Annotated in this window: 15 protein-coding genes; 11 read left to right on the plus strand and 4 right to left on the minus strand. The window is 63.8% G+C overall.

All coding sequences use genetic code 11. From position 1 onward, the window contains the following. Positions 1–67: 67 nt before the first annotated feature. On the minus strand, positions 68–1,729 hold the full coding sequence (locus tag ACSU1L_RS14935; RefSeq protein WP_439256323.1) for a DUF222 domain-containing protein: 1,662 nt from the start codon (positions 1,727–1,729) through the stop codon (positions 68–70). A gap of 162 nt (positions 1,730–1,891) precedes the next feature. Between ACSU1L_RS14935 and ACSU1L_RS14940 the strand changes: the two genes are divergently transcribed. From ACSU1L_RS14940 to tuf, 9 genes are all read left to right on the plus strand, one after another. Continuing rightward, positions 1,892–2,539, plus strand: coding sequence for a spermidine/putrescine ABC transporter substrate-binding protein (locus ACSU1L_RS14940; protein WP_438255695.1), 648 nt, complete (start codon positions 1,892–1,894; stop codon positions 2,537–2,539). 591 nt (positions 2,540–3,130) lie between these two features. Next, complete coding sequence (locus ACSU1L_RS14945) at positions 3,131–3,607, plus strand: DUF2975 domain-containing protein (RefSeq protein ID WP_439256324.1); 477 nt, start codon at positions 3,131–3,133, stop codon at positions 3,605–3,607. Continuing rightward, positions 3,607–3,828: a helix-turn-helix domain-containing protein gene (locus ACSU1L_RS14950; protein WP_438255693.1), complete on the plus strand. Its 222-nt coding sequence runs from the start codon at positions 3,607–3,609 to the stop codon at positions 3,826–3,828. The genes ACSU1L_RS14945 and ACSU1L_RS14950 overlap by 1 nt, the downstream gene beginning before the upstream one ends. Next, positions 3,828–8,033, plus strand: coding sequence for an SCO7613 C-terminal domain-containing membrane protein (locus ACSU1L_RS14955; RefSeq protein ID WP_439256325.1), 4,206 nt, complete (start codon positions 3,828–3,830; stop codon positions 8,031–8,033). The genes ACSU1L_RS14950 and ACSU1L_RS14955 overlap by 1 nt, the downstream gene beginning before the upstream one ends. A gap of 212 nt (positions 8,034–8,245) precedes the next feature. Further along, positions 8,246–8,839 carry a hypothetical protein gene (locus ACSU1L_RS14960; RefSeq protein WP_438255691.1) on the plus strand — a complete coding sequence of 198 codons (594 nt, stop codon included), beginning with the start codon at positions 8,246–8,248 and terminating at the stop codon, positions 8,837–8,839. A gap of 545 nt (positions 8,840–9,384) precedes the next feature. Next, complete coding sequence (rpsL, locus tag ACSU1L_RS14965) at positions 9,385–9,753, plus strand: 30S ribosomal protein S12 (protein ID WP_033106047.1); 369 nt, start codon at positions 9,385–9,387, stop codon at positions 9,751–9,753. Between the two features lie 5 nt (positions 9,754–9,758). Beyond that, on the plus strand, positions 9,759–10,229 hold the full coding sequence (gene rpsG / locus ACSU1L_RS14970; protein ID WP_438255690.1) for a 30S ribosomal protein S7: 471 nt from the start codon (positions 9,759–9,761) through the stop codon (positions 10,227–10,229). A 97-nt stretch (positions 10,230–10,326) separates the two neighbouring features. Further along, positions 10,327–12,441, plus strand: a complete 2,115-nt coding sequence (gene fusA / locus ACSU1L_RS14975) for an elongation factor G (protein WP_439256326.1) — start codon at positions 10,327–10,329, stop codon at positions 12,439–12,441. 173 nt (positions 12,442–12,614) lie between these two features. After that, positions 12,615–13,808: an elongation factor Tu gene (tuf, locus tag ACSU1L_RS14980; protein WP_438255688.1), complete on the plus strand. Its 1,194-nt coding sequence runs from the start codon at positions 12,615–12,617 to the stop codon at positions 13,806–13,808. A 181-nt stretch (positions 13,809–13,989) separates the two neighbouring features. Here the strand turns inward: tuf and ACSU1L_RS14985 are convergent, their stop codons facing one another. Then, on the minus strand, positions 13,990–14,787 hold the full coding sequence (locus tag ACSU1L_RS14985; RefSeq protein WP_439256327.1) for a thermonuclease family protein: 798 nt from the start codon (positions 14,785–14,787) through the stop codon (positions 13,990–13,992). Positions 14,788–14,957: 170 nt separating this feature from the next. On the opposite strand from ACSU1L_RS14985, the gene ACSU1L_RS14990 reads away from it, so the two are divergent. Together ACSU1L_RS14990 and ACSU1L_RS14995 are read left to right on the plus strand one after the other, a co-directional pair. Further along, the gene (locus ACSU1L_RS14990; RefSeq protein ID WP_439256328.1) at positions 14,958–15,593 is read left to right on the plus strand and encodes a VanZ family protein; all 636 of its coding nucleotides are present in this window, start codon (positions 14,958–14,960) and stop codon (positions 15,591–15,593) included. An 86-nt stretch (positions 15,594–15,679) separates the two neighbouring features. Continuing rightward, the gene (locus ACSU1L_RS14995; RefSeq protein ID WP_439256329.1) at positions 15,680–16,723 is read left to right on the plus strand and encodes a hypothetical protein; all 1,044 of its coding nucleotides are present in this window, start codon (positions 15,680–15,682) and stop codon (positions 16,721–16,723) included. A 567-nt stretch (positions 16,724–17,290) separates the two neighbouring features. Here the strand turns inward: ACSU1L_RS14995 and ACSU1L_RS15000 are convergent. Next, positions 17,291–17,872 carry an acyltransferase gene (locus ACSU1L_RS15000; protein ID WP_439256330.1) on the minus strand — a complete coding sequence of 194 codons (582 nt, stop codon included), beginning with the start codon at positions 17,870–17,872 and terminating at the stop codon, positions 17,291–17,293. Positions 17,873–18,444: 572 nt separating this feature from the next. Then, on the minus strand, positions 18,445–19,356 hold the full coding sequence (locus ACSU1L_RS15005; RefSeq protein WP_439256331.1) for a hypothetical protein: 912 nt from the start codon (positions 19,354–19,356) through the stop codon (positions 18,445–18,447). Positions 19,357–19,525 lie beyond the last annotated feature (169 nt).

Genomic DNA, 19,525 nt, shown 5'->3' on the forward strand with positions numbered 1-19,525 from the left:
TGCCTGCGGGCATTGCGCTGCCTGTGGGCATTGCGCTGCCTGCGGGCAGAGTGGTGCCTGGGGTCCGTCAGACGAACATGACGCGGAGCTGCGGCTCGTCGCCGTAGGTGCGACCGAGCGGGCTGGTCCAGAGGATGACGCCGTTCTCGAGCTGTTTCGCACTCCAGCGATCTCGCTTGTCGACGTCTGGATGCTTCAGCGGATGATGACTGGTGCAGAAATGCGCGAGGTTGCAGAGCTCGGTCGCCCCGCCCTGGGCGTGGTCATGGTTGTGATCGATCTGGCACCGGTGTACGGGCGCACGGCAGCCGGGAAAGCGGCAGTGCTGGTCGCGAGCGCGGAGATAGCGCTTCATATTCGCGGTCGGAGTGTAGTTGTCGGTTGCGACGGCCATCCCGGCAGGATCGAGGAAGATTCGGTCCCAACTGGACGCGTAGCCGGCGAGAAGTCGGGCAGTGTCGGGGGAGAGGGGGCCGTGGCCATCGAACTCAGCCATGCGGTTGTCGGCACCGGTGAGAGTGGTCGCGGCAAGGGTGATCTGGACGGATGCGCGGATGGATCCCAACGCGGTGCCGAGATTCCCCTCGGGGCTGGAGGGAACGCCGGTGAGAACCAGGTCGGCGAGGATGTCGGCGCGCAGTTCGTCCATCGACCGGGTGTCGGTTTCGACTGGTCCGTACCCGTCATGCATGGGGGTGCCCTCGTCGGCCGTTGACCCGAGACCAGCGGCGCGATCGGAGTCTGCAATGAGACCAGCCGCCGCAATCAGGCCAGCATCTTCGACGACGTCGGAGTCGTCGATCAGATCTGCGTTGCGGAGGGCTGCTTCGTCGCGAGCGGCTTGTTCGTCGGCGGAGACGGGGCTGTCGGGCTCGAGGGCGTCCGCTCCGGGCTGGCTGGCGGGGTTCGTCTCCCACGGGGCTGGAGTGCCCATCGCGTAGGCGAAGTCCTCATCGAGCGCGGCCGGCGGCTCCGGATCGGATGGTGTCTGTGCGGCAAGGGCAGCTTCGCGTTCGGCTTGAATGGCCTTCAACGCCGCGTTGCGTGGACGGCGCTTGCCCTTGGGGCGGGCTTCGATGAGTCCACGGGACATTTCGGAGAGCCGGTCATACATCGCGTAGGCGAGCATCTCGGGCTGCAGCGTGGACAGCATCGCCGTCCCATCACCGCAGGGACGCACGCCCACACTGCGTTCCCGGCGTGCCCGGCGGTGGCGTTCTTCGACCGTCTCGGGAGAGATGACCGCGGCCACGTCCCGAGCATGCGCACGGGTTCGAGCAGCGGTGTCGCCTTCTGCGAAGGGAAGCACTTGCTCCTCATACTCGGCGCGCAAGCGCGCAGCATCCGGATGCCCGCTGAGCAGCGGCGCCTCGGTGACGATCACATCTGCGTGCCGGCGGCTGATCTTTCCGTCCGCGAGCGCCCGCAAGGTCGCCGGGTACAGCCGCACCAAACCCCAAGCATCCGTGATCTGCTTCGATGCCGTCGTGGGCGAGATCTGACCGGCCGCTGCGTACTCATTGAACAGAGAGCGAAACGCTATCTCATCGGAACCTGGATCCAACGATCGCTCCGTGGCCATGAGGTCTAACCGCTCTGCCAGCAGCTCGGCACGCTGTGCTTCCAGCGCCGCGATCTGCTCACCGACCGTCACCCAGTTATCCAGCAACGACTCTCGCCGCGCGAGGGAGTCCTTGCGGGTCTGGGTGTCGGCGCTGATCGGGGTCATGCATCCAGAATAGAACGAATATACCATTGTATCAATGGTTTTGAGTCGTTAAGTCAGGTTGATATGGGAATATATAACCTACTCTACTGATCCGCATCGCTTGTTCCGCGTCTGATCCGCTGAAATCTCGGCTGTTTGGGCAGATCGCCGTACGCTGGAACCGTGGAGCGGTCAATAGAGACGCAAGTCGACCGGGCGGTGGATGCCTGGTTGCGCTGGGTGCCGCGCTGGGAGCCGGCCACCTACCGCGGACGCGTCGCGCCGTGCCGTCTCTGCCTCGGCTCGCCCGTGCTGTCTGCGGCGGGGATCGGGGCGAATGCTCCGCACGGCGTGCAGCACGGCCTGTCCACGCGCATCAAGCGGATCGTCGATCATGCCGTTGCCGCGTACACCGCTGGAAATCTGCCGATGCTTCAGTCGGAGCTGGATCAGCAGGCGGCGCGGAATCGGGCGCGCAGCTACCGTCCGGCCGAGGACTTGTCGCCGGAGTTCGAGGGCATGCCGCTTGATCCGGAACCGACCCCCGGGGCGCCGTTCCTCTTCACCATCGCGGGTCTTGCGGACGTCGACAGCCAAGAGTTGCCGCCGCTTCCGCCGCTGAGCGAGGAGGCGAAGGCCGCGCTGCGGCAGGAGGTCGGCCTCGCCGATGAGTACGCGAATCTGGTCGGTCGCGAGATCTGCGGCATCCTGCTTCGCCATCGCCTGCACGTTCAGGCCGCGATCTCGCAGTACGTCGAGCCGCAGATCGAGGCGATGCTCGCCGAGCTGACGGACTCGCTGGACTCTCCGTTCGGGCCGGATACCCCGTAGCGGCGGACCCGGCGCTCGCGCGGATAGGTCGCCGCGCGTCAACGCTTCGGCGCGAGTAAGCACCTCGACGCGAGTCGGGTGCTGCGCCGCGAGTCGGCGTTTCGGCCGCGGGGCGGATGCTGCGTCGCGAGTAAGCACTTCGGCGTGAGTCGGCGCTTCGGCTGCGAGTCGGATGCTACGTCGCGAGTCCGCACTTTGGCCGCGAGTCAACGCTTCGCCGCGAGTAAGCACCTCGGCGTGAGTCGGCACTTCGGCTGCGAGTCAACACCTCGCCGCGAGTAGGCACCTCGCCGCGAGTAAGCACTTCGCCGCGAGTCCGCACTTCTGCCGCGAGTCGGATGCTGCGTCGCGAGTCCGCACGCCGCAGTGTGTGATTGGTGCTGCAAGCAGCGACTCGCGGGTGCGGCCCCGTGCCGCGCCGTGCCGTGCCGTGCCGCGCCGCGCCGCGCCGTGCGTGCCGCACCGCGCGAGGCGACCGGATGCTGCCGCACCTGACACTTCCCTGGGAACGTGCGTGCGGGCTTGGGGTCTCCAGCATCCACAGGCTATCGTTTTTCGATAGATACCAGCCGCTTATCGATAGGTAGATTGATGCAACCCCGTGTGACTGCCGCGCTCAAAACTCTTATCGCCGTCATGCTCGGGCTCCTCCTGACGAGCCAGGTGCTGGTGATCCCCGAGGTCGCCCGCATCACGGCGATCCGCAACCCTGACGTCGACCACCTTGAGATTCCGGGAATCATCGGCGCCATCATCTTCCTCGCCCTCGTCGAAGTGACGCTGATCTGCGTATGGAAGCTGCTCTCGCTCGTGCGTGCCGAGCGGATCTTCAGCCCTGACGCCTTCCGATACGTCGACATCATCCTCTGGGCATTGGCTGCGGCCGGCGCGCTCATCGCCGTCTCGTACGCCGTGATTATCGCCAGTCGCGCCGTCTCGTTGTCGCTCACCCTGCTCGCGATCCTCGGCATCGTCGTGAGTGCCGCGCTCGCATTGCTCGTCCTGGTCCTGCGCGGGCTCCTACGCAAGGCGCTCGAGCTCGAGCAGGACATGTCCGAGGTCGTCTGATGCCCATCGTCATAGACCTGGACGTGCAACTCGCGCGCAAGAAGATGAGCGTGCAGGAATTCGCGGATGCCATCGGCATCACCCCCGCGAACGTCGCTGTGCTCAAGAACGGACGCGCCAAAGCCGTACGCTTCACAACGCTCGAGGCCATCTGCCGCGTGCTCGAATGCCAGCCCGGCGACATTCTCCGCTGGATCCCCGACGAGGAAGAGGGATTGTGATGACTGCCGTTTCCGAAACTGTCAGCTGGGGCGAAGCCGTCGCCCGCCATCTCCTCGACGGCGCCGTCTGCCCGGTGTGCGCCTCGCGGCGCTTGGAGAGTGGATGCTGCGCCCACTGCGGCGCGGACCTCCGCGGCTCCGCCGCATCTGAGGTGTGGGCCGCGTCGGTGTCGGCCGCCGCCGCGATCCGCGGACGCAATCAGCTGATCGAGCGCATCCCGCGCATGGGCGCTTCAGTGGATGCTGTCGCGGGTGCTGTGACTAGGGACGCTGCCGCTCGGGGTGCTGTCGGCGGCGGACTCCATCCGACGCTTCGACAAGCTCAGCGATCGGACTTTGACGCTGCGGCCACGGGCGCCGCTGGCAACGCTCAGCGATCGGGCGTTGACGCTCCGCCCGCGGTTCAGCGAGTGGACTCTGTCTCTGCCCCCGCCGCCCAGCGAGCGGACTCTGTCCCTGCCCCCAACGCTCAGCGATCGGAGTTTGATGCTGCGGCCACTGCCCCCGCCGCCCAGCGAGCGGATGCTGCCGCTCCCCGCCAGAGCGCGACGGTGCAGTCGGTCCTGGCGATCGCGGGCGCTGGACTCTTCGCGATCGCTGCGCTGATCTTCACCTTCCTCAACCCCGAGCTGTCCGACCGTGCGACCCGCAGCGTCGTGGTGGGCCTTGTGACGTTGATCTTCCTGGGCGGCGCGTGGCTGCTCGCCCGCCGCGGCCTGCAGTTCTCCGCCGAAGCTGTCGGCGCGCTCGGGCTCGTCTTCGTGGCGCTCGATGTGTATTCGTTTGCGCAGCTCGGGGGCTCGACAGCATCCACATGGCTGATCTCTGCGGGTGTGACGGCCGGCGCGAGCGGCGTGATGTTCGCCGCCGGAAAGCTGTCGCACGTGCGCGTCTGGCGGTGGGCCGCGCTGATCGGAGCGGCGCTCGTGCCGGCGCAGCTCGGATACGCGGCAGGTTTCGCGAGCGGCGCAGGTTCCGGATTCTTCGCTGCCGTGGGACACCTCGGCACAGCCTTCCTCGCCGCCGTCCTCATCGAGTTCTGGCCGCGCATCGCGCCGCGCATGCTCACCGCCGTGCAGATCATCGTCACGCTCACCGCCGTGCCGCTCGCGGTGGTGGGTGCCTGGTCCGCCTTCGGAGGGATCGGGATGCTGCTGAGCATCAGCCTCGTGCTCGCCCTGGTTGCCGCGCACGCGGTGTTCGCGTCGCGACACCTGCTGCGGCACTGGTGGAGTCTGGTCGCCGGAGGTGCCGCGACGACGGCCCTGACGGTCGCGGTCACATCCCCGGTCGCTGACCTCGCGGCGGTCTGGCTGCCCGCTGCCGTCCCGGCAACTGCCGCATTCGGACTCGCCCTGCTCGCGGCAACCCCGCTGCCGCGTTCGGTTGTGCGCTTCGCGCTCTCGCTCGGAAGCCTCATCGTCATCGGCGCGATCGCACTGATGCCGCTGGTCTACGCCGCAACCACAGCCGTCGATGCTCTCGCCGATGTGGTGCGCGGTTCCGCGCCTGTGGTCGTGAACGACACCTGGGGGATGGCCGCGCTGATCGGTATGGTCGGCATCGCCGCGGGCCTCGCCCTGTTCGGCGGGCTCACCCGTGATCGGATCGCCCAGCTCAGGGCCGCGGATTCGGATGCCGCCACCGCCACCGCCGCTGTCGCTGCCGCCGCGCCGACCACCGCGCGCACCGCCACTACCGCCGTTGCCGCAGTGTCGCCCGCCGCCACCTCAACCCCAACCGCCGCCATCCCAACACCAACCCCCACCCGGCACCCGCTCCTGCACTTCACCGCGTCCACCGATGTGCTCGCGATCGCCTCGGCCGCACTCGCCGTCCTGACCCTGGCGTGCAGCAACCTGTTGCCGCTCCCGGCGCGCCTGGTGGTCGTCCTCGGCGCAGCCGCGGCGGCCGCCGCAGCCCTCCTCACCGCCCGGCCCAGGCGCGCAGCATCCGCCAACACGGCCACGCGGCCCAAGCCCGAGGCATCCGCCAGCATCGCCGCCCGGCTCAGCCCCGCGACATCCGCCAACACGGTCACAGCCAACACGGTCACCGCCAACACGGTCACCGCCAACACGGCCACGCTCATCGCGGCGATCCACGCGGGCATCGCCGTTGCAACTCTCATCTCGTGGCTCGATCCCGTGTCGGCTCCCGTCGCTGGCATCGGCATCCTCGCGGTTCTCGTGCTGGCGAGTCGGACTCTGCCCTCCGGCATCCGATTCCTGCACGTCGGCGTCGGCTTCGCTTATGCGCTCATCTGCCTCGCTCAGGCGCTCGCGCAGAGTCTGCCGCAGGCGCTCGGATTCCCACCGCTCGGAAGCATCGCCGTGCTGTGCCTCGTGGCATCCGCTGCTCTGGTGAGCGCGATCGTGGTGACGTTCATCCCGCGCATCGGCTCGCGCAGCTGGCACGCGGTGCTGGTGGTGACGGCCGTGCCGTTTGCCGCCGGAATCGTGCAGGTGGTCTTCGAGCGCAGCGGCTGGACCGCCCTGTCGACCGCCCTCATGTTCGCCCTCGCGCTGTCGTTGCTGCTGACCCGGCGGCCAGGCCTCGGCATCGTGCTGCGCACCATCGCGGCAGGGATGCTCGTACCCACGGTCGCCGTCGTCGTAGTCTGCCTCGGGGCACAGGTGCTCGCGGTCAGCGCGTCGCCGGTGACGCTGCCGATCATTGCCGCGATCGTCGCGCTCGTGCTGCCGAGCACCACGCTCATCCGCGACGCGCTGCGGACGAACGGTTTGCCGGCGGATGCTGCGGCATCCGTACGTATCGCGATCGAAGCATCCGCCCTGCTGACCTGCGTGATCGCCACAGGCCTCGCACTCGCCCGCGAAGCCGCGGGGTTGGGGACGACCTTCCTCGTGCTGGTGATCCTCGGCGTCGGCTCGGCGGCCAGTGCCGCATTCACCCGCCGCCGGTACGGATGGTGGGTGGCCGGAGCCGCATTCACCGGAGCACTGTGGTGCGTGTGGACCATGAACGGCGTCGATCTGCTCGAGGCATATCTGCTGCCGCCCGCGCTCGCCGCAGCGGTGACCGCTGCGATCCTGGCCGCGCGCGGTGTGGAAGTCCGCGGCCTTTACTCCACCGGCCTCGCCATTGCACTGCTGCCCAGCCTCGCGCTGCTCGTGCTCATCGAACCGGATGCCCGCACCGCAGCACAGGTCCCGTGGCGCGCAATCGCACTGCTGACAGCCGGGGGAGTGCTGCTCGGCCTCGGCTGGGGGCTCGCCCGGCTCGGGCGCCGGTTGCGCATTGCCCGGCTCCGGATGCTCGTACGCCCGACCCTGGTCGCCGCCGGCGTTGCCGCGATCGCGGGGCCGGTGCAGGGCATTCGGATGCCTGAGATCACCGTGCTGCATGGGGTGGCGCTGTTCTTCGCATGCTTCGGAGTGTCGGCGCTCGCGGCGATCATCCTGGCACTGGCGGGACGCGGCATCCGTCGCTCATCGCCAGCATCGTCGGGGCTTCGCCGCACGCGATGGATGCTGGCACCCGCAGTCCTCGCGCTCGCCGCAGGAACCTGGAACGCGATCGAACGCGACTGGGGATCGATCTGGCTGATGTGGGCGTTGATGGTCGGGCTGCTCGCGCTGATGCTCGTGGCTGCGGTGCGGGCCGGGCGGAGTGGGCGGGCCGGGCAGACGACACTGCCGCCGGTGTGGTTCCTGTTCGGCGTCGCATTCGTCACGGCGGTGGTGGCGTGGAGTCCGCGCGATCTGCGGGTGGAGTGGTTCTCGCTGCCACTGGGGCTGTTCCTGCTGGCCGCGGGTGTGCACGCGCTGCGGCACGCGCCGGCGGATGCGGGCGGTGGCAGCGTGAACTCGTGGCCGCTGGGCTTCCGGTCGTCGTGGGCGCTGCTGGCTCCGGGCATCGTGACGATGATGAGCGCCTCGATCGTGGCGACGTTCACCGATCCGCTGACGTGGCGCGCGATCCTGGTGATGGTGCTTGCGCTCGCTGCGATCATGGTCGGAGCAGGGCGCCGCTTGGCCGCACCGTTCATCCTCGGGATGCTGGTGCTGCCGATCGAGAACATCTTCGTCTTCGCGGTGCAGATCGGCCGCGGCGTGGAGTCGATGCCGTGGTGGATCACCCTCGCCGTGATCGGAGCGGTGCTGCTCATCATCGCCGTCACGTACGAGCGGCGCAGTGGGGACGCCTCGACCGTGGCCGCCCGCATCCGCGACCTGCGGTGAGCTGGGCCGCCGCCCGGCCCCTCCCGCCGACCCCCGCCGCCGCGAGAAACACCTAACTGCATGAGAAAGGTGTTCCTACGACCTTTCTCATGCGGCAAGCCATGTCTCGTCGCCGCACCATTGACTCGCACTGTTGGTGCAGGCACAGATAGGAATCTTGGGGCTGTGGATGGATGTGATGCCGCTTTCGCGATCGGCGCTAACGTGAACGGATGCCGCCGCTGGAACCCTTCCGTGCGTTCATCGACGAATCCTCGGCTGCGCGCGGGGACGAACTTCAGGAGTACATGATCGCGGCCGTGCTCATTCCGGCTGACCGATGTGATGCCGTGCGTGAGGCTCTTCGTCCACTCCTGCTTCCTGGGCAGATCAAGCTGCACTGGACAGATGAAAGCGAGTCGCGCAGGCGAGTGATCATCCAACGGCTGTGTGAGCTCGAGACGGTGAACGTTGTGGTCACTCATGTCAGCAGACGCCAGCGGAAGACCGAACGGTTTCGGCGCAAATGTCTTGAGGATCTCTACTACGAGATGGTTGGCATGAAAATCTATGACCTGACTTTGGAGAGCCGCGGGCGACATCAAGACAGCAGTGATCGAGGCCACATCGTGGCCCTGCAAGGTCAAGGGCTGGAGCAGCGGGTGCGCATCAAACATCTTCGCGGGGGCGACGAGCCATTGCTATGGATCGCGGATGCGATTCTCGGTGCGATCAATTCCACGCATCTGGGGATTGAGGAGCATTTGGAGGCGCTGTCTTCGACGTTCCTCATCCATAAGTCGACTGGGGAATCGCTTTTGTCCTGAAGCAAGCGAAAGGCCCTAGATCCAGTCGTCCGGCTGGGTTTCTAAGGCCTTCTTCCCGACCCGTCGTAACGGGAGGCGCTACCAATATAGCTTGTCGACCCTGACTCGGCAATGGCTCAGAGCCTGCGGGGCCGGGGAAACTTCTCACGGCCACCGCGGCGCCAGCCGCGAGTCGGCCCACCGCCGCCCGGACCCCTCCCGCCGACCCCACCCGCCGCGAGAAACACCTAACTGCATGAGAAAGGTGTTCCTACGACGTTTCTCATGCGGCAAGCCATGTCTCGTCGCCCCAGCCCCACCACTAGCCCCGCCCCCGCGGGCCGTAGCACATCTCCCCTCCCGCCATTTGACCGCATCCATTACGCGGCATTACACTTGATCAGGTGTGTGCACGTCTCGGCGTGCCTGCACACGGGCTCCGGTCCATACCGGTCAGCCCCCACGGCATACCCACCACACCAAAAGCTCAGGCGGTTCCGCCTGCGCCGGTGGGTTTGATGTGAAACCCATCACGCTGTCACCGTGCAGCACTATGAGGAGAGAACGTGCCAACTATTCAGCAGTTGGTTCGCAAGGGACGCTCGCCCAAGGTCACTAAGACCAAGGCGCCAGCGCTCAAGTCGAACCCGCAGCAGGCCGGGGTATGCACCCGCGTCTACACCACCACCCCGAAGAAGCCGAACTCGGCGATGCGCAAGGTCGCTCGTGTGAAGCTTCGTAACGGCGCAGAGGTCACCGCTTACATTCCCGGTGAGGGCCACAACCTGCAGGAGCACTCGCTCGTGCTCGTCCGCGGCGGTCGTGTTAAGGACCTCCCCGGTGTGCGTTACAAGATCGTCCGTGGCGCCCTGGACACCCAGGCTGTCAAGAACCGTAAGCAGGCTCGTTCCCGCTACGGTGCGAAGAAGGGTTGAGTTAGATGCCTCGTAAGGGTCCCGCCCCGAAGCGCCCCGTCGTCAACGATCCCGTATACGGCGCACCGATCGTCACCTCGCTCGTCAACAAGATTCTCGTTGACGGCAAGAAGTCGCTCGCTGAGTCCATCGTCTACGGCGCCCTCCGCGGCGTCGAGGCGAAGAACAACGAGGACGCTGTCGCCACCCTGAAGAAGGCGCTCGACAACGTGCGCCCGACTCTTGAGGTTCGCAGCCGCCGCGTTGGTGGCTCGACCTACCAGGTGCCGGTTGAGGTCAAGCCTCACCGTGCCAACACCCTCGCGCTGCGCTGGCTTGTCAGCTACGCCAAGGGTCGCCGTGAGAAGACGATGACCGAGCGTCTCCAGAACGAGATTCTGGATGCCTCGAACGGCCTGGGCGCTGCAGTCAAGCGTCGTGAGGACACTCACAAGATGGCCGAGTCGAACCGCGCGTTCGCTCACTACCGCTGGTAATCCTTCAACAGGCTCAGGGACCGGGCTTGCCCTACCTGAGCCTGTTGAAGCCCCCAAACTTTCGCAGTTGCACTGCTAGATAGAAAAGGACACTCCTGTGGCACAAGACGTGCTCACCGACCTGAGCAAGGTCCGCAACATCGGCATCATGGCGCACATCGATGCTGGCAAGACCACGACGACCGAGCGCATCCTGTTCTACACGGGCGTCAACCACAAGCTGGGCGAGACGCACGATGGTGGCGCGACGACTGACTGGATGGAGCAGGAGAAGGAGCGCGGCATCACGATCACGTCTGCCGCCGTGACCTGCTTCTGGAACAACAACCAGATCAACATCATCGACACCCCCGGCCACGTCGACTTCACCGTTGAGGTGGAGCGTTCGCTGCGCGTGCTCGATGGCGCTGTTGCCGTGTTCGACGGCAAGGAGGGCGTTGAGCCCCAGTCCGAGACCGTGTGGCGTCAGGCTGACAAGTACAACGTTCCGCGTATCTGCTTCGTCAACAAGATGGACAAGCTCGGCGCTGACTTCTATTACACGGTCGACACGATCGTCAACCGCCTCGGCGCAAAGCCCCTCGTCATCCAGCTCCCGATCGGTGCAGAGAGCGACTTCCTCGGGGTCGTTGACCTCGTCGAGATGCGTGCACTCGTCTGGGAGGGTGACTCCAAGGGTGACGTGACCATGGGTGCTTCTTACGAAGTGCAGGAGATCCCGGAGGACCTCAAGGAGAAGGCTGCGGAGTACCGTCAGCGCCTCCTCGAGACCGTCGCCGAGACCGACGACGCGCTTCTGGAGAAGTTCTTCGGTGGCGAAGACCTCACGGTCGCCGAGATCAAGGGCGCCATCCGCAAGATGGTCGTCAACAGCGAGATCTACCCGGTGCTGTGTGGTTCGGCGTTCAAGAACCGTGGCGTTCAGCCGATGCTGGATGCTGTCATCGACTACCTGCCGAACCCCCTCGACGTCGGTGCCATTGAGGCACACGACCCGAAGGACTACGACACGATCGTCAAGCGCAACCCGAGCTCCGAGGACCCGTTCGCGGCCCTGGCGTTCAAGGTTGCTGTGCACCCGTTCTTCGGTCGCCTCACCTACATTCGCGTGTACTCGGGCCACCTGGACTCCGGCTCGCAGGTCACCAACTCGACCAAGGGCAAGAAGGAGCGCATCGGGAAGATCTTCCAGATGCACGCCAACAAGGAGAACCCGGTTCCCTCGGTCACCGCAGGTAACATCTACGCGGTCATCGGTCTGAAGGACACCACCACCGGTGACACCCTGACTGACATCGCCGCTCCGGTCGTCCTCGAGTCGATGACGTTCCCGGATCCGGTTATCGAGGTTGCTATCGAGCCGAAGACGAAGGCCGACCAGGAGAAGCTGGGTGTTGCCATCCAGAAGCTCGCTGAAGAGGACCCGACCTTCCGCACCGAGCTCAACCCCGAGACTGGTCAGACGACCATCAAGGGCATGGGCGAGCTGCACCTCGACATCCTCGTTGACCGCATGAAGCGCGAGTTCAACGTTGAGGCCAACGTCGGCAAGCCGCAGGTGGCTTACCGCGAGACGATCAAGAAGGCCGTCGAGAAGCACGACTACACGCACAAGAAGCAGACCGGTGGTTCGGGTCAGTTCGCGAAGATCCAGTTCAACATCGAGCCGCTTGCGCTGGATGCTGACAAGACCTACGAGTTCGTGAACTCGGTCACGGGTGGTCGCATCCCGCGTGAGTACATCGGTTCGATCGATGCTGGTTTCCAGGATGCGATGAACGTCGGCGTGCTCGCCGGCTTCCCGATCGTGGGCGTCAAGGCGACCATCGTCGATGGTGCTGCACACGATGTTGACTCGTCTGAAATGGCGTTCAAGATCGCGGGCTCGATCGGTATGAAGGAAGCTCTGCGCCGTGCCAACCCGGTTCTGCTTGAGCCGCTGATGGCCGTTGAGGTTCGTACGCCCGAGGAGTACATGGGCGACGTCATCGGCGACCTGAACTCGCGTCGTGGCCAGATCCAGTCGATGGAAGATTCCACCGGCATCAAGATCGTTCGCGCACAGGTTCCGCTGTCCGAGATGTTCGGATACATCGGCGACCTGCGCTCGAAGACTTCGGGTCGCGCTGTTTACTCGATGGAGTTCGACTCCTATGCTGAGGTCCCCAGGGCCGTAGCGGATGAGATCATCCAGAAGATCAAGGGCGAGTAACCCTTTCGTTCGGATGCTGCGCCCTGAGCCTGTCAAAGGCAAGGGGCGCAGCATCCGGACAACACACAACTTCACACGCAATCTCTCTACTAAACTGAGAATTAAACCCCGTAGCGAACCGGTTACAAACCAGTGCCCGGCAATCACTACACGAACGTCCTGAGGAGGACCCAGTGGCCAAGGCCAAGTTCGAGCGGACCAAGCCGCACGTCAACATCGGAACCATCGGTCACGTTGACCACGGCAAGACGACGCTGTCCGCAGCCATCTCCAAGGTGCTCGCTGACAAGTACCCGTCGGCCACCAACGTGCAGCGTGACTTCGCTACCATCGACTCGGCGCCGGAAGAGCGCCAGCGTGGTATCACGATCAACATCTCGCACATCGAGTACGAGACCCCCAAGCGCCACTACGCGCACGTTGACGCTCCCGGCCACGCCGACTACGTCAAGAACATGATCACCGGTGCCGCTCAGATGGATGGCGCAATCCTCGTGGTTGCCGCTACCGACGGCCCGATGGCTCAGACCCGTGAGCACGTTCTGCTCGCCAAGCAGGTCGGCGTGCCGTACCTGATGGTCGCGCTGAACAAGTCCGACATGGTCGACGACGAAGAGATCCTTGAGCTCGTCGAGCTCGAGGTTCGTGAGCTGCTGTCGAGCCAGGGCTTCGACGGCGACAACGCTCCTGTCGTTCAGGTCTCGGCGCTGAAGGCGCTCGAGGGCGAAGAGAAGTGGGTCAACTCGATCCTCGAGCTCATGCAGGGTGTGGACGACAACGTTCCGGACCCCGAGCGTGACCGCGACAAGCCGTTCCTGATGCCCGTTGAGGACGTCTTCACGATCACCGGTCGTGGAACCGTCGTCACCGGCCGCGCCGAGCGTGGAACCCTCAAGATCAACTCCGAGGTCGAGATCGTCGGCATCCGCGCGACGCAGAAGACCACGGTCACTGGTATCGAGATGTTCCACAAGCAGCTCGACGAGGCATGGGCCGGCGAGAACTGTGGTCTGCTGCTTCGTGGTCTGAAGCGTGAAGACGTTGAGCGTGGCCAGGTCATCGTTCAGCCGGGTTCGGTTACCCCTCACACCAACTTTGAGGGCACCGCGTACATCCTTTCCAAGGAAGAGGGTGGCCGTCACAACCCGTTCTACACGAACTACCGCCCGCAGTTCTACTTCCGCACCACCGACGTCACCGGCGTCATCTCGCTGCCTGAGGGTACCGAGATGGTCATGCCTGGTGACACCACTGACATGACGGTCGAGCTGATCCAGCCGATCGCTATGGAAGAGGGCCTCGGCTTCGCCATCCGTGAGGGTGGACGCACCGTCGGCGCCGGTACGGTCACGAAGATCAACAGCTAAGTTTCTTTAGTTGTCAAAGGGGTCGAGCCTTCGGGCTCGGCCCCTTTGTCGTTCCTGGATGCCGGATGCTGCGCCCTGAGCCTGTCGAAGGGTGCCGGATGCTGGACGCTACGCCCTGAACCTGCGTGCGCGTTGCTCGGCATGGCGTGCCATGACGCGCAGCATCCGTGTGCCTATGGCATCACTCGCAGGCGAGTCCGTCGCCGTCGCCGTCGCCGTTGTTGCCGGTGCCGTACGCGAACCACTCGTAGGCTTCTGCCTGGGCTGGATCGTCACGGTTGAATGGCCCGACGGGAAATCCTGCGGTGTTCTTCTTGAGCTTGGTGCAGGATGAAAATTGCTCCCACCAGCGATCACCCGCAGTGGGGGCCACAGGCTGTGGAGCACCACTCTGGCAGGAGGTGGTGATGACTGCACCGGCTGCATCCAGCGAGGCAAGCTGGGCGGAACGGTATGCCTCCTCATTGGGGTGCGCGGGGTAGCCGTCCCAAGAGTCGTATCTGGCCAGCGCGTAGCCGGACTCCAGCTGCATCATGCCGAGGTCGATACCAGCGTTCGTGGTGACGTAGCGGAGGAGCCTTCCGTGTCGGTCGGTGTCGTTCTGGCCTGGTGGCAAAGCCAAGGTAAGGCTGTCACCGGACGAGAGCTGGTACCCGATCTGCATCGCGGCTTCGTCGTAGCCGCACTGCCCGCGCTCAGGGGTGTCGATCCCGATGATCCGGACGGTTCCCTCGCTGGTTTCGATGGTGTCGCCATCGATGACCGACACAAAGGTGGTCGCAGCTGCTGGAGGGAGTTGCGGTGAATCCGCCGGCTCAATCGCCGGAGACTGCGGCGCACCTTCGGCCACGGCGGGTTCGGGTGCGCAACCGGCGAGCCCGACGATGAGCAACACCGAAATGGTTGCGGTTCGCAACGTGCCTGCGACTGTCATTCGTTCGTTCTCTTCCATTGTCAGTGGCACGTCATTCGTCGCCATAGCTATTGGATCATGTATTCCGCACAGCTCAGTGCGCAGGAGATTGCCGCCACTAAGCGGTTCCCCATCTGCGCTGGATACGATGGCCCTCGCCCTTCATCACACCGCTCCCTGAGCCACACCACCGCTCCCTGAGCCTGTCGAAGGGCACGACGCACCGAAGGAGCACCATGAGCGAAATCTACGTCGGCCCGCCGCCGCCGCGAAGCTACGCCCGCATGTGGGTGTCGACGCTCCTGCTGGCGGTCTACTCGGCGTTCGTGCTGCTGGTCACGATGTGGCCGAACCCGCAGCAGTTGGAGTTCGGAAGCATCTCGTCGCGTCTGCTCAAGGTGCTGCACAACTTCGGTGTTCCGGAGTGGTTCGGCTACGACAAGCTCGAGTTCAGCGCGAATATCGGCATGTTCGTGCCGCTCGGGTTCCTGCTGGGCCTGGCGCTTGCGCGCAAGGCGTGGTGGCTGGCGATCTTCCTGTTGCCGGCGTTCTCGGGCGCCATCGAGTTCACGCAGGGGATGGCTTTGGACGAGCGTGTCTCGACGTTGCAGGACGTCGCCGCGAACACGATCGGCGGATACATCGGTCTGATGCTGGCGATGATCATGCGGGCGATGATCTACGCCCGCGACCGCACCAAGATTGAGCGTGAGCTGTGGGAGCGCCGTGCGGCCGCGGCGGCCATCCAGCGCCAGCGTGCTGAGCAGTACCAGCAGTCGTATGCGCCGGCCGAGCCCGACCCGGTGACCCGCGTTCTGGATGCTGATTTCTGGGCGACCGGTGACGCGCCGACGGTGCGGCTGCCTCTCTGACGGACGGCGGACACCTGGGACCGCTCACAGAGCCCAACCGTGCTGATTAGCGGTTAGGATCCGAGTAAGTCTCAAAGGAGCCGATCATGATTCGACACCTCCGCAACAGCGACACGCATCGCTCGCACCGCGCGCGCTTTGTGTCACTTGCGGGTGTGATCGCGTTGTCGGTGACCGGCCTGTTCTTTGGGACGCCCGCGCACGCCGAGCCGACGGATGCTGTGACACCTACTCTTGCTGTGCAATGCGAAGACGAGGGCTTCTGGCTGGAAGCTCGTGGCACGTTCGTGCTGGATGCGATTACGGTGGAGTCTTTCATCGCTGTCGATGGTGAAGCCGGCGAGTCTGAACACTGGGTCGCCGAGCCTGGGATCGCGTTCGAAGGTCGCGCGAAATCGGTGGAGATTGCTGACGATGACGCACACCATGTCGAGTGGTCCGTCGACGGCAGGGTCGTCGCGGAAGGCGATTTTTCTTTTGCTGAGTCTTGCGACGAGGGAACACCGTCACCGACACCAACCGAGTCGCCCGACCCGTCTCCAACTCCTACCGAGTCACCGGAACCTACGAAGTCGCCTGAACCGACACCCACTCCGACGACTTCGCCGGAGCCGACGCCCGTTCCTGCTGAGAGTCCAGCTCCGACCCAGACGCCCGTTCCGTCTGAACCGACCGAGACACCACAGCCGGTAGAGACGCCTGCCCCCGCTGAGACGACTGCTCCGGCTCCAGTGCAGGCGAGGCCGACGGTGAGTCTGTCGAGCGCGTCTGTGCCAGCAGCGACAAGTGTGACGGTGAACGCCAGCGGCTTCCAGCCCGGTGAGAAGCTCGAGCTCTGGTTGCGCTCCCAGCCATGGAAGCTGACGGATGCCACGGCAGACGCCAACGGTGATCTCGCACTGTCGGTGGGAATCGCCGGTGGTACTGAGATGGGTAAGCACCAGATCGAAGTGCGTGGGGCAACCAGCGGTTCAGCGTTTGTCGACATCGTCGTGACCGATGATCTGGCTATCACCGGAATTGACTCCGCGTTCGCTTCTGGCGTCGCGACGACAGGTCTTGCTCTGGTACTTGGCGGAACCACCGTGGTATTGCTGGGGCGTCGGGCACGCAACGAGGCCCGGGCCTAAACAGTTGCCTGTCGAGAGTGTGGACATGCTGACCTCGCTGTTCACCGCTTTGCAAGAATACGGCGAGTCAACACGTTCATAGAAGCATTAGCTCCGGAGCAACGTGAGCTTCTGTTGCAACCTCTCCGTACAGGCGTACCGCGCGCCGTCACGCCTTACCCAGAACTCTTCATCTCGACATGCGGTTTCTGGACGGAGTTGACGGCGCTCATCAATCGTCCCCCAGATTTGCGCGCCGGATTCCACAGATCGAGCAGAGCTGAGGAGCTTCGGTGAGCGCCGTCATCGGAGCGGAGGTTTGACGGACCAGTAAAGACAGCGTCGCCGAATTTCACTTGCTTCGTGAACGTCAGACTCGCGTGCACCGAGTCAGTACAACTCGAGGCGATGGGTCCTTGACCGACGATGATGAGGACTGCGGCTCTGGTCTTATCGGTGTCTCATGGTCGCAAGCCATCTCACGGTACGCATTCCGCAGAACATCGTTGACCGTCGATCTCAGAATCAGACGGCCGCCGGATATCGGGTTCGACCGCACAAAGGGCGACGGCCGGTGGAGACCCGGTATCACGATGTGGCGCCGTCGTCACTCCGAACTAGCTCACGGATAACTCGAGCGGGGACGCCTGCCACGATAGTGTTCGGCGGAACATCACGAGTGACGACGGCGCCAGCACCGATGACAGCGCTGGCACCGATATTCACTCCACCGACGATCGTGACGCCTGTCCCGATCCAAACACCGTCGCCGATCGTGATCGGCAAGACTCTGGACTTACCAGCCCGTCGTTCGGCCCCAGAAAGTTCATGGTCGTCAGTAACTAGCCGAGTGAATGCCCCGATATTCACGCGGGAGCCGATGCTCGTTTCTGCTCGGATGTAAACGTCGCGATTGATGAACGTTCCCCAGCCGACCGTGACTGGCCCGAGGATCTCGGTGCCACGGTAGATTGAGACACCATCGCCAAGTGAGATCTTTCGGGATTCCGACGCCGCCATCAAGCGAACTCCGGTGGCAATCTTCACGTTCTTGCCGCGGCTCACGTGAAGGGCTGCAGAATCAGCTTGCGCCACTTTGCTTGCGAGTCGTTCAACCACGGCCCGCAACGCATCCAGCTCATGTCGGAGGCTTTCAATCTCTATGGTCACGTCCGCTAGGTTGCTAGACGGTATGTGGTGACCATGCTCTACTGTAGTAGCAGGTGAGGGCCTGCTGCACGGATAGGTGACATCTGAGGTGGCTAGTCGAGTGGGCTGGTCTGGAATGATGTCATCATGCCCCAGCCGTTCGCGGTTGCGTACCAGGCTGGCCCGGACGAGCTTCGGGTTGTATCGGGCGCTGAGCGGCGCAGGAGCGCGGTGCGGGGTCGCAGCCCCGTCGAAGCTGCAGCTTCCATCTTGTGACAGGGGGAAGACAGACGCGAAGGATGGAGTGCCTCCGGTGAGGCTGCTGTGTCGGACGAAGTCACCACGGTAGCAATGCCCTCTGCCGATCAGGAGTCGACGGGTGGCCTGCTGCCGGATCCCAGCTGGGAATGATGCGGGGCGCGGGAGAGCTCCGTGGAGCCGAGCTGAAGTAGGCGGGCGTCTTCGCCCAGCATGAAAGTTCCTCATCACCGGTTTCGTAGAAACAGGCGTAACCCACTTTCGCCTCGGCCGATGTCAAACTACGTTGAAACGGTGATAGCCGACATTCAGCTTCATTTAAAGACCTCAGAAGCTTAGAGCCGCCCAGTCCTCATTGCTGAAACGTCTTGGTGCCACCGCAAGGCTCTCGCGATGCTATTTAAGTAAAGCGGTCGATCGGGCACTATGTGCCCAGCAGGTCCGTCATATTCGTCGAAATAGAAATGGCTCTTCAAGTGGCTCTCACTATTCACCGAAGACACGCACTCGATGAATGGGGTCTTATGATCTCTTACGTGAATATAATCATTTTTATTCTGGACATAGAAGACGTAGTTAGCCAGAGGTGTCTCGTACTTTCGAACCGCCGAGGTTAAACCGCTAAGCGTTTCTGTCCAGTCCTTTCCTGGATCGCGACCGGCCCATCCTCCAGGAATAAGCTCAGGATATACATACTGATAGTAACGACGTTGAGCGTGATCACGTTCACCGTCGACGAGATACATGTTCACGGACGTTTGAGGATTGAACGGGACGGCGATACTTCCTGGCAAGTAGGAAGACGCCTGCAAGCTGGCAAACCCGCCTCCAGATGATCCACAGAAAACAATTTTTGAGCAGCCAAAGGCGCTGGCCACTCTATTCGCCCATTCCGCCAGCCAATAGTGAACGTTTATTCCACGCCACCCTGTGTACCACCCCAGCTCGAGATCCCTCGACAGCCCAAGAGTTGGATCACTGAAATAGAGACTGCTATATTCCGTCTCTTTCAAAGTGGCGAATCTTTCAAATCTGGGCAGGCTATATTTTTTTCGATCGGTCGCGCCGTGGAGCGAAACAATAAGAACATCGGAACCCTGATTAAGGCCGAATGCCTCTAGGCTCATTCCGCGCGATAACGCTCCAGACCACCGGTGTTTACCCAAAGATGAGGTCGAGGAAAAATCATCCAGATTGCTAAAAAGTATCTTGTCTGGGACAGACGCTTCATTTTCCATACTGCCCATCGACCTCCCAAATAGATATTCCCTCTATGTCTACGCGGCTCATCGCAGATGCCGATGTAGCTCTGGGCTGAGCCCTCCTGCTCCGAGCAGACTCCGCGCGATGTAGTGCATCAGGTTTCGGAGACGGGTCACGGTACCACGCAGCGTCCGTTCGACGCCACGGCACTCG

It is taken from the genome of Microbacterium sp. A94 (genome assembly GCF_051842855.1).
Classification (GTDB): Bacteria; Actinomycetota; Actinomycetes; order Actinomycetales; family Microbacteriaceae; genus Microbacterium.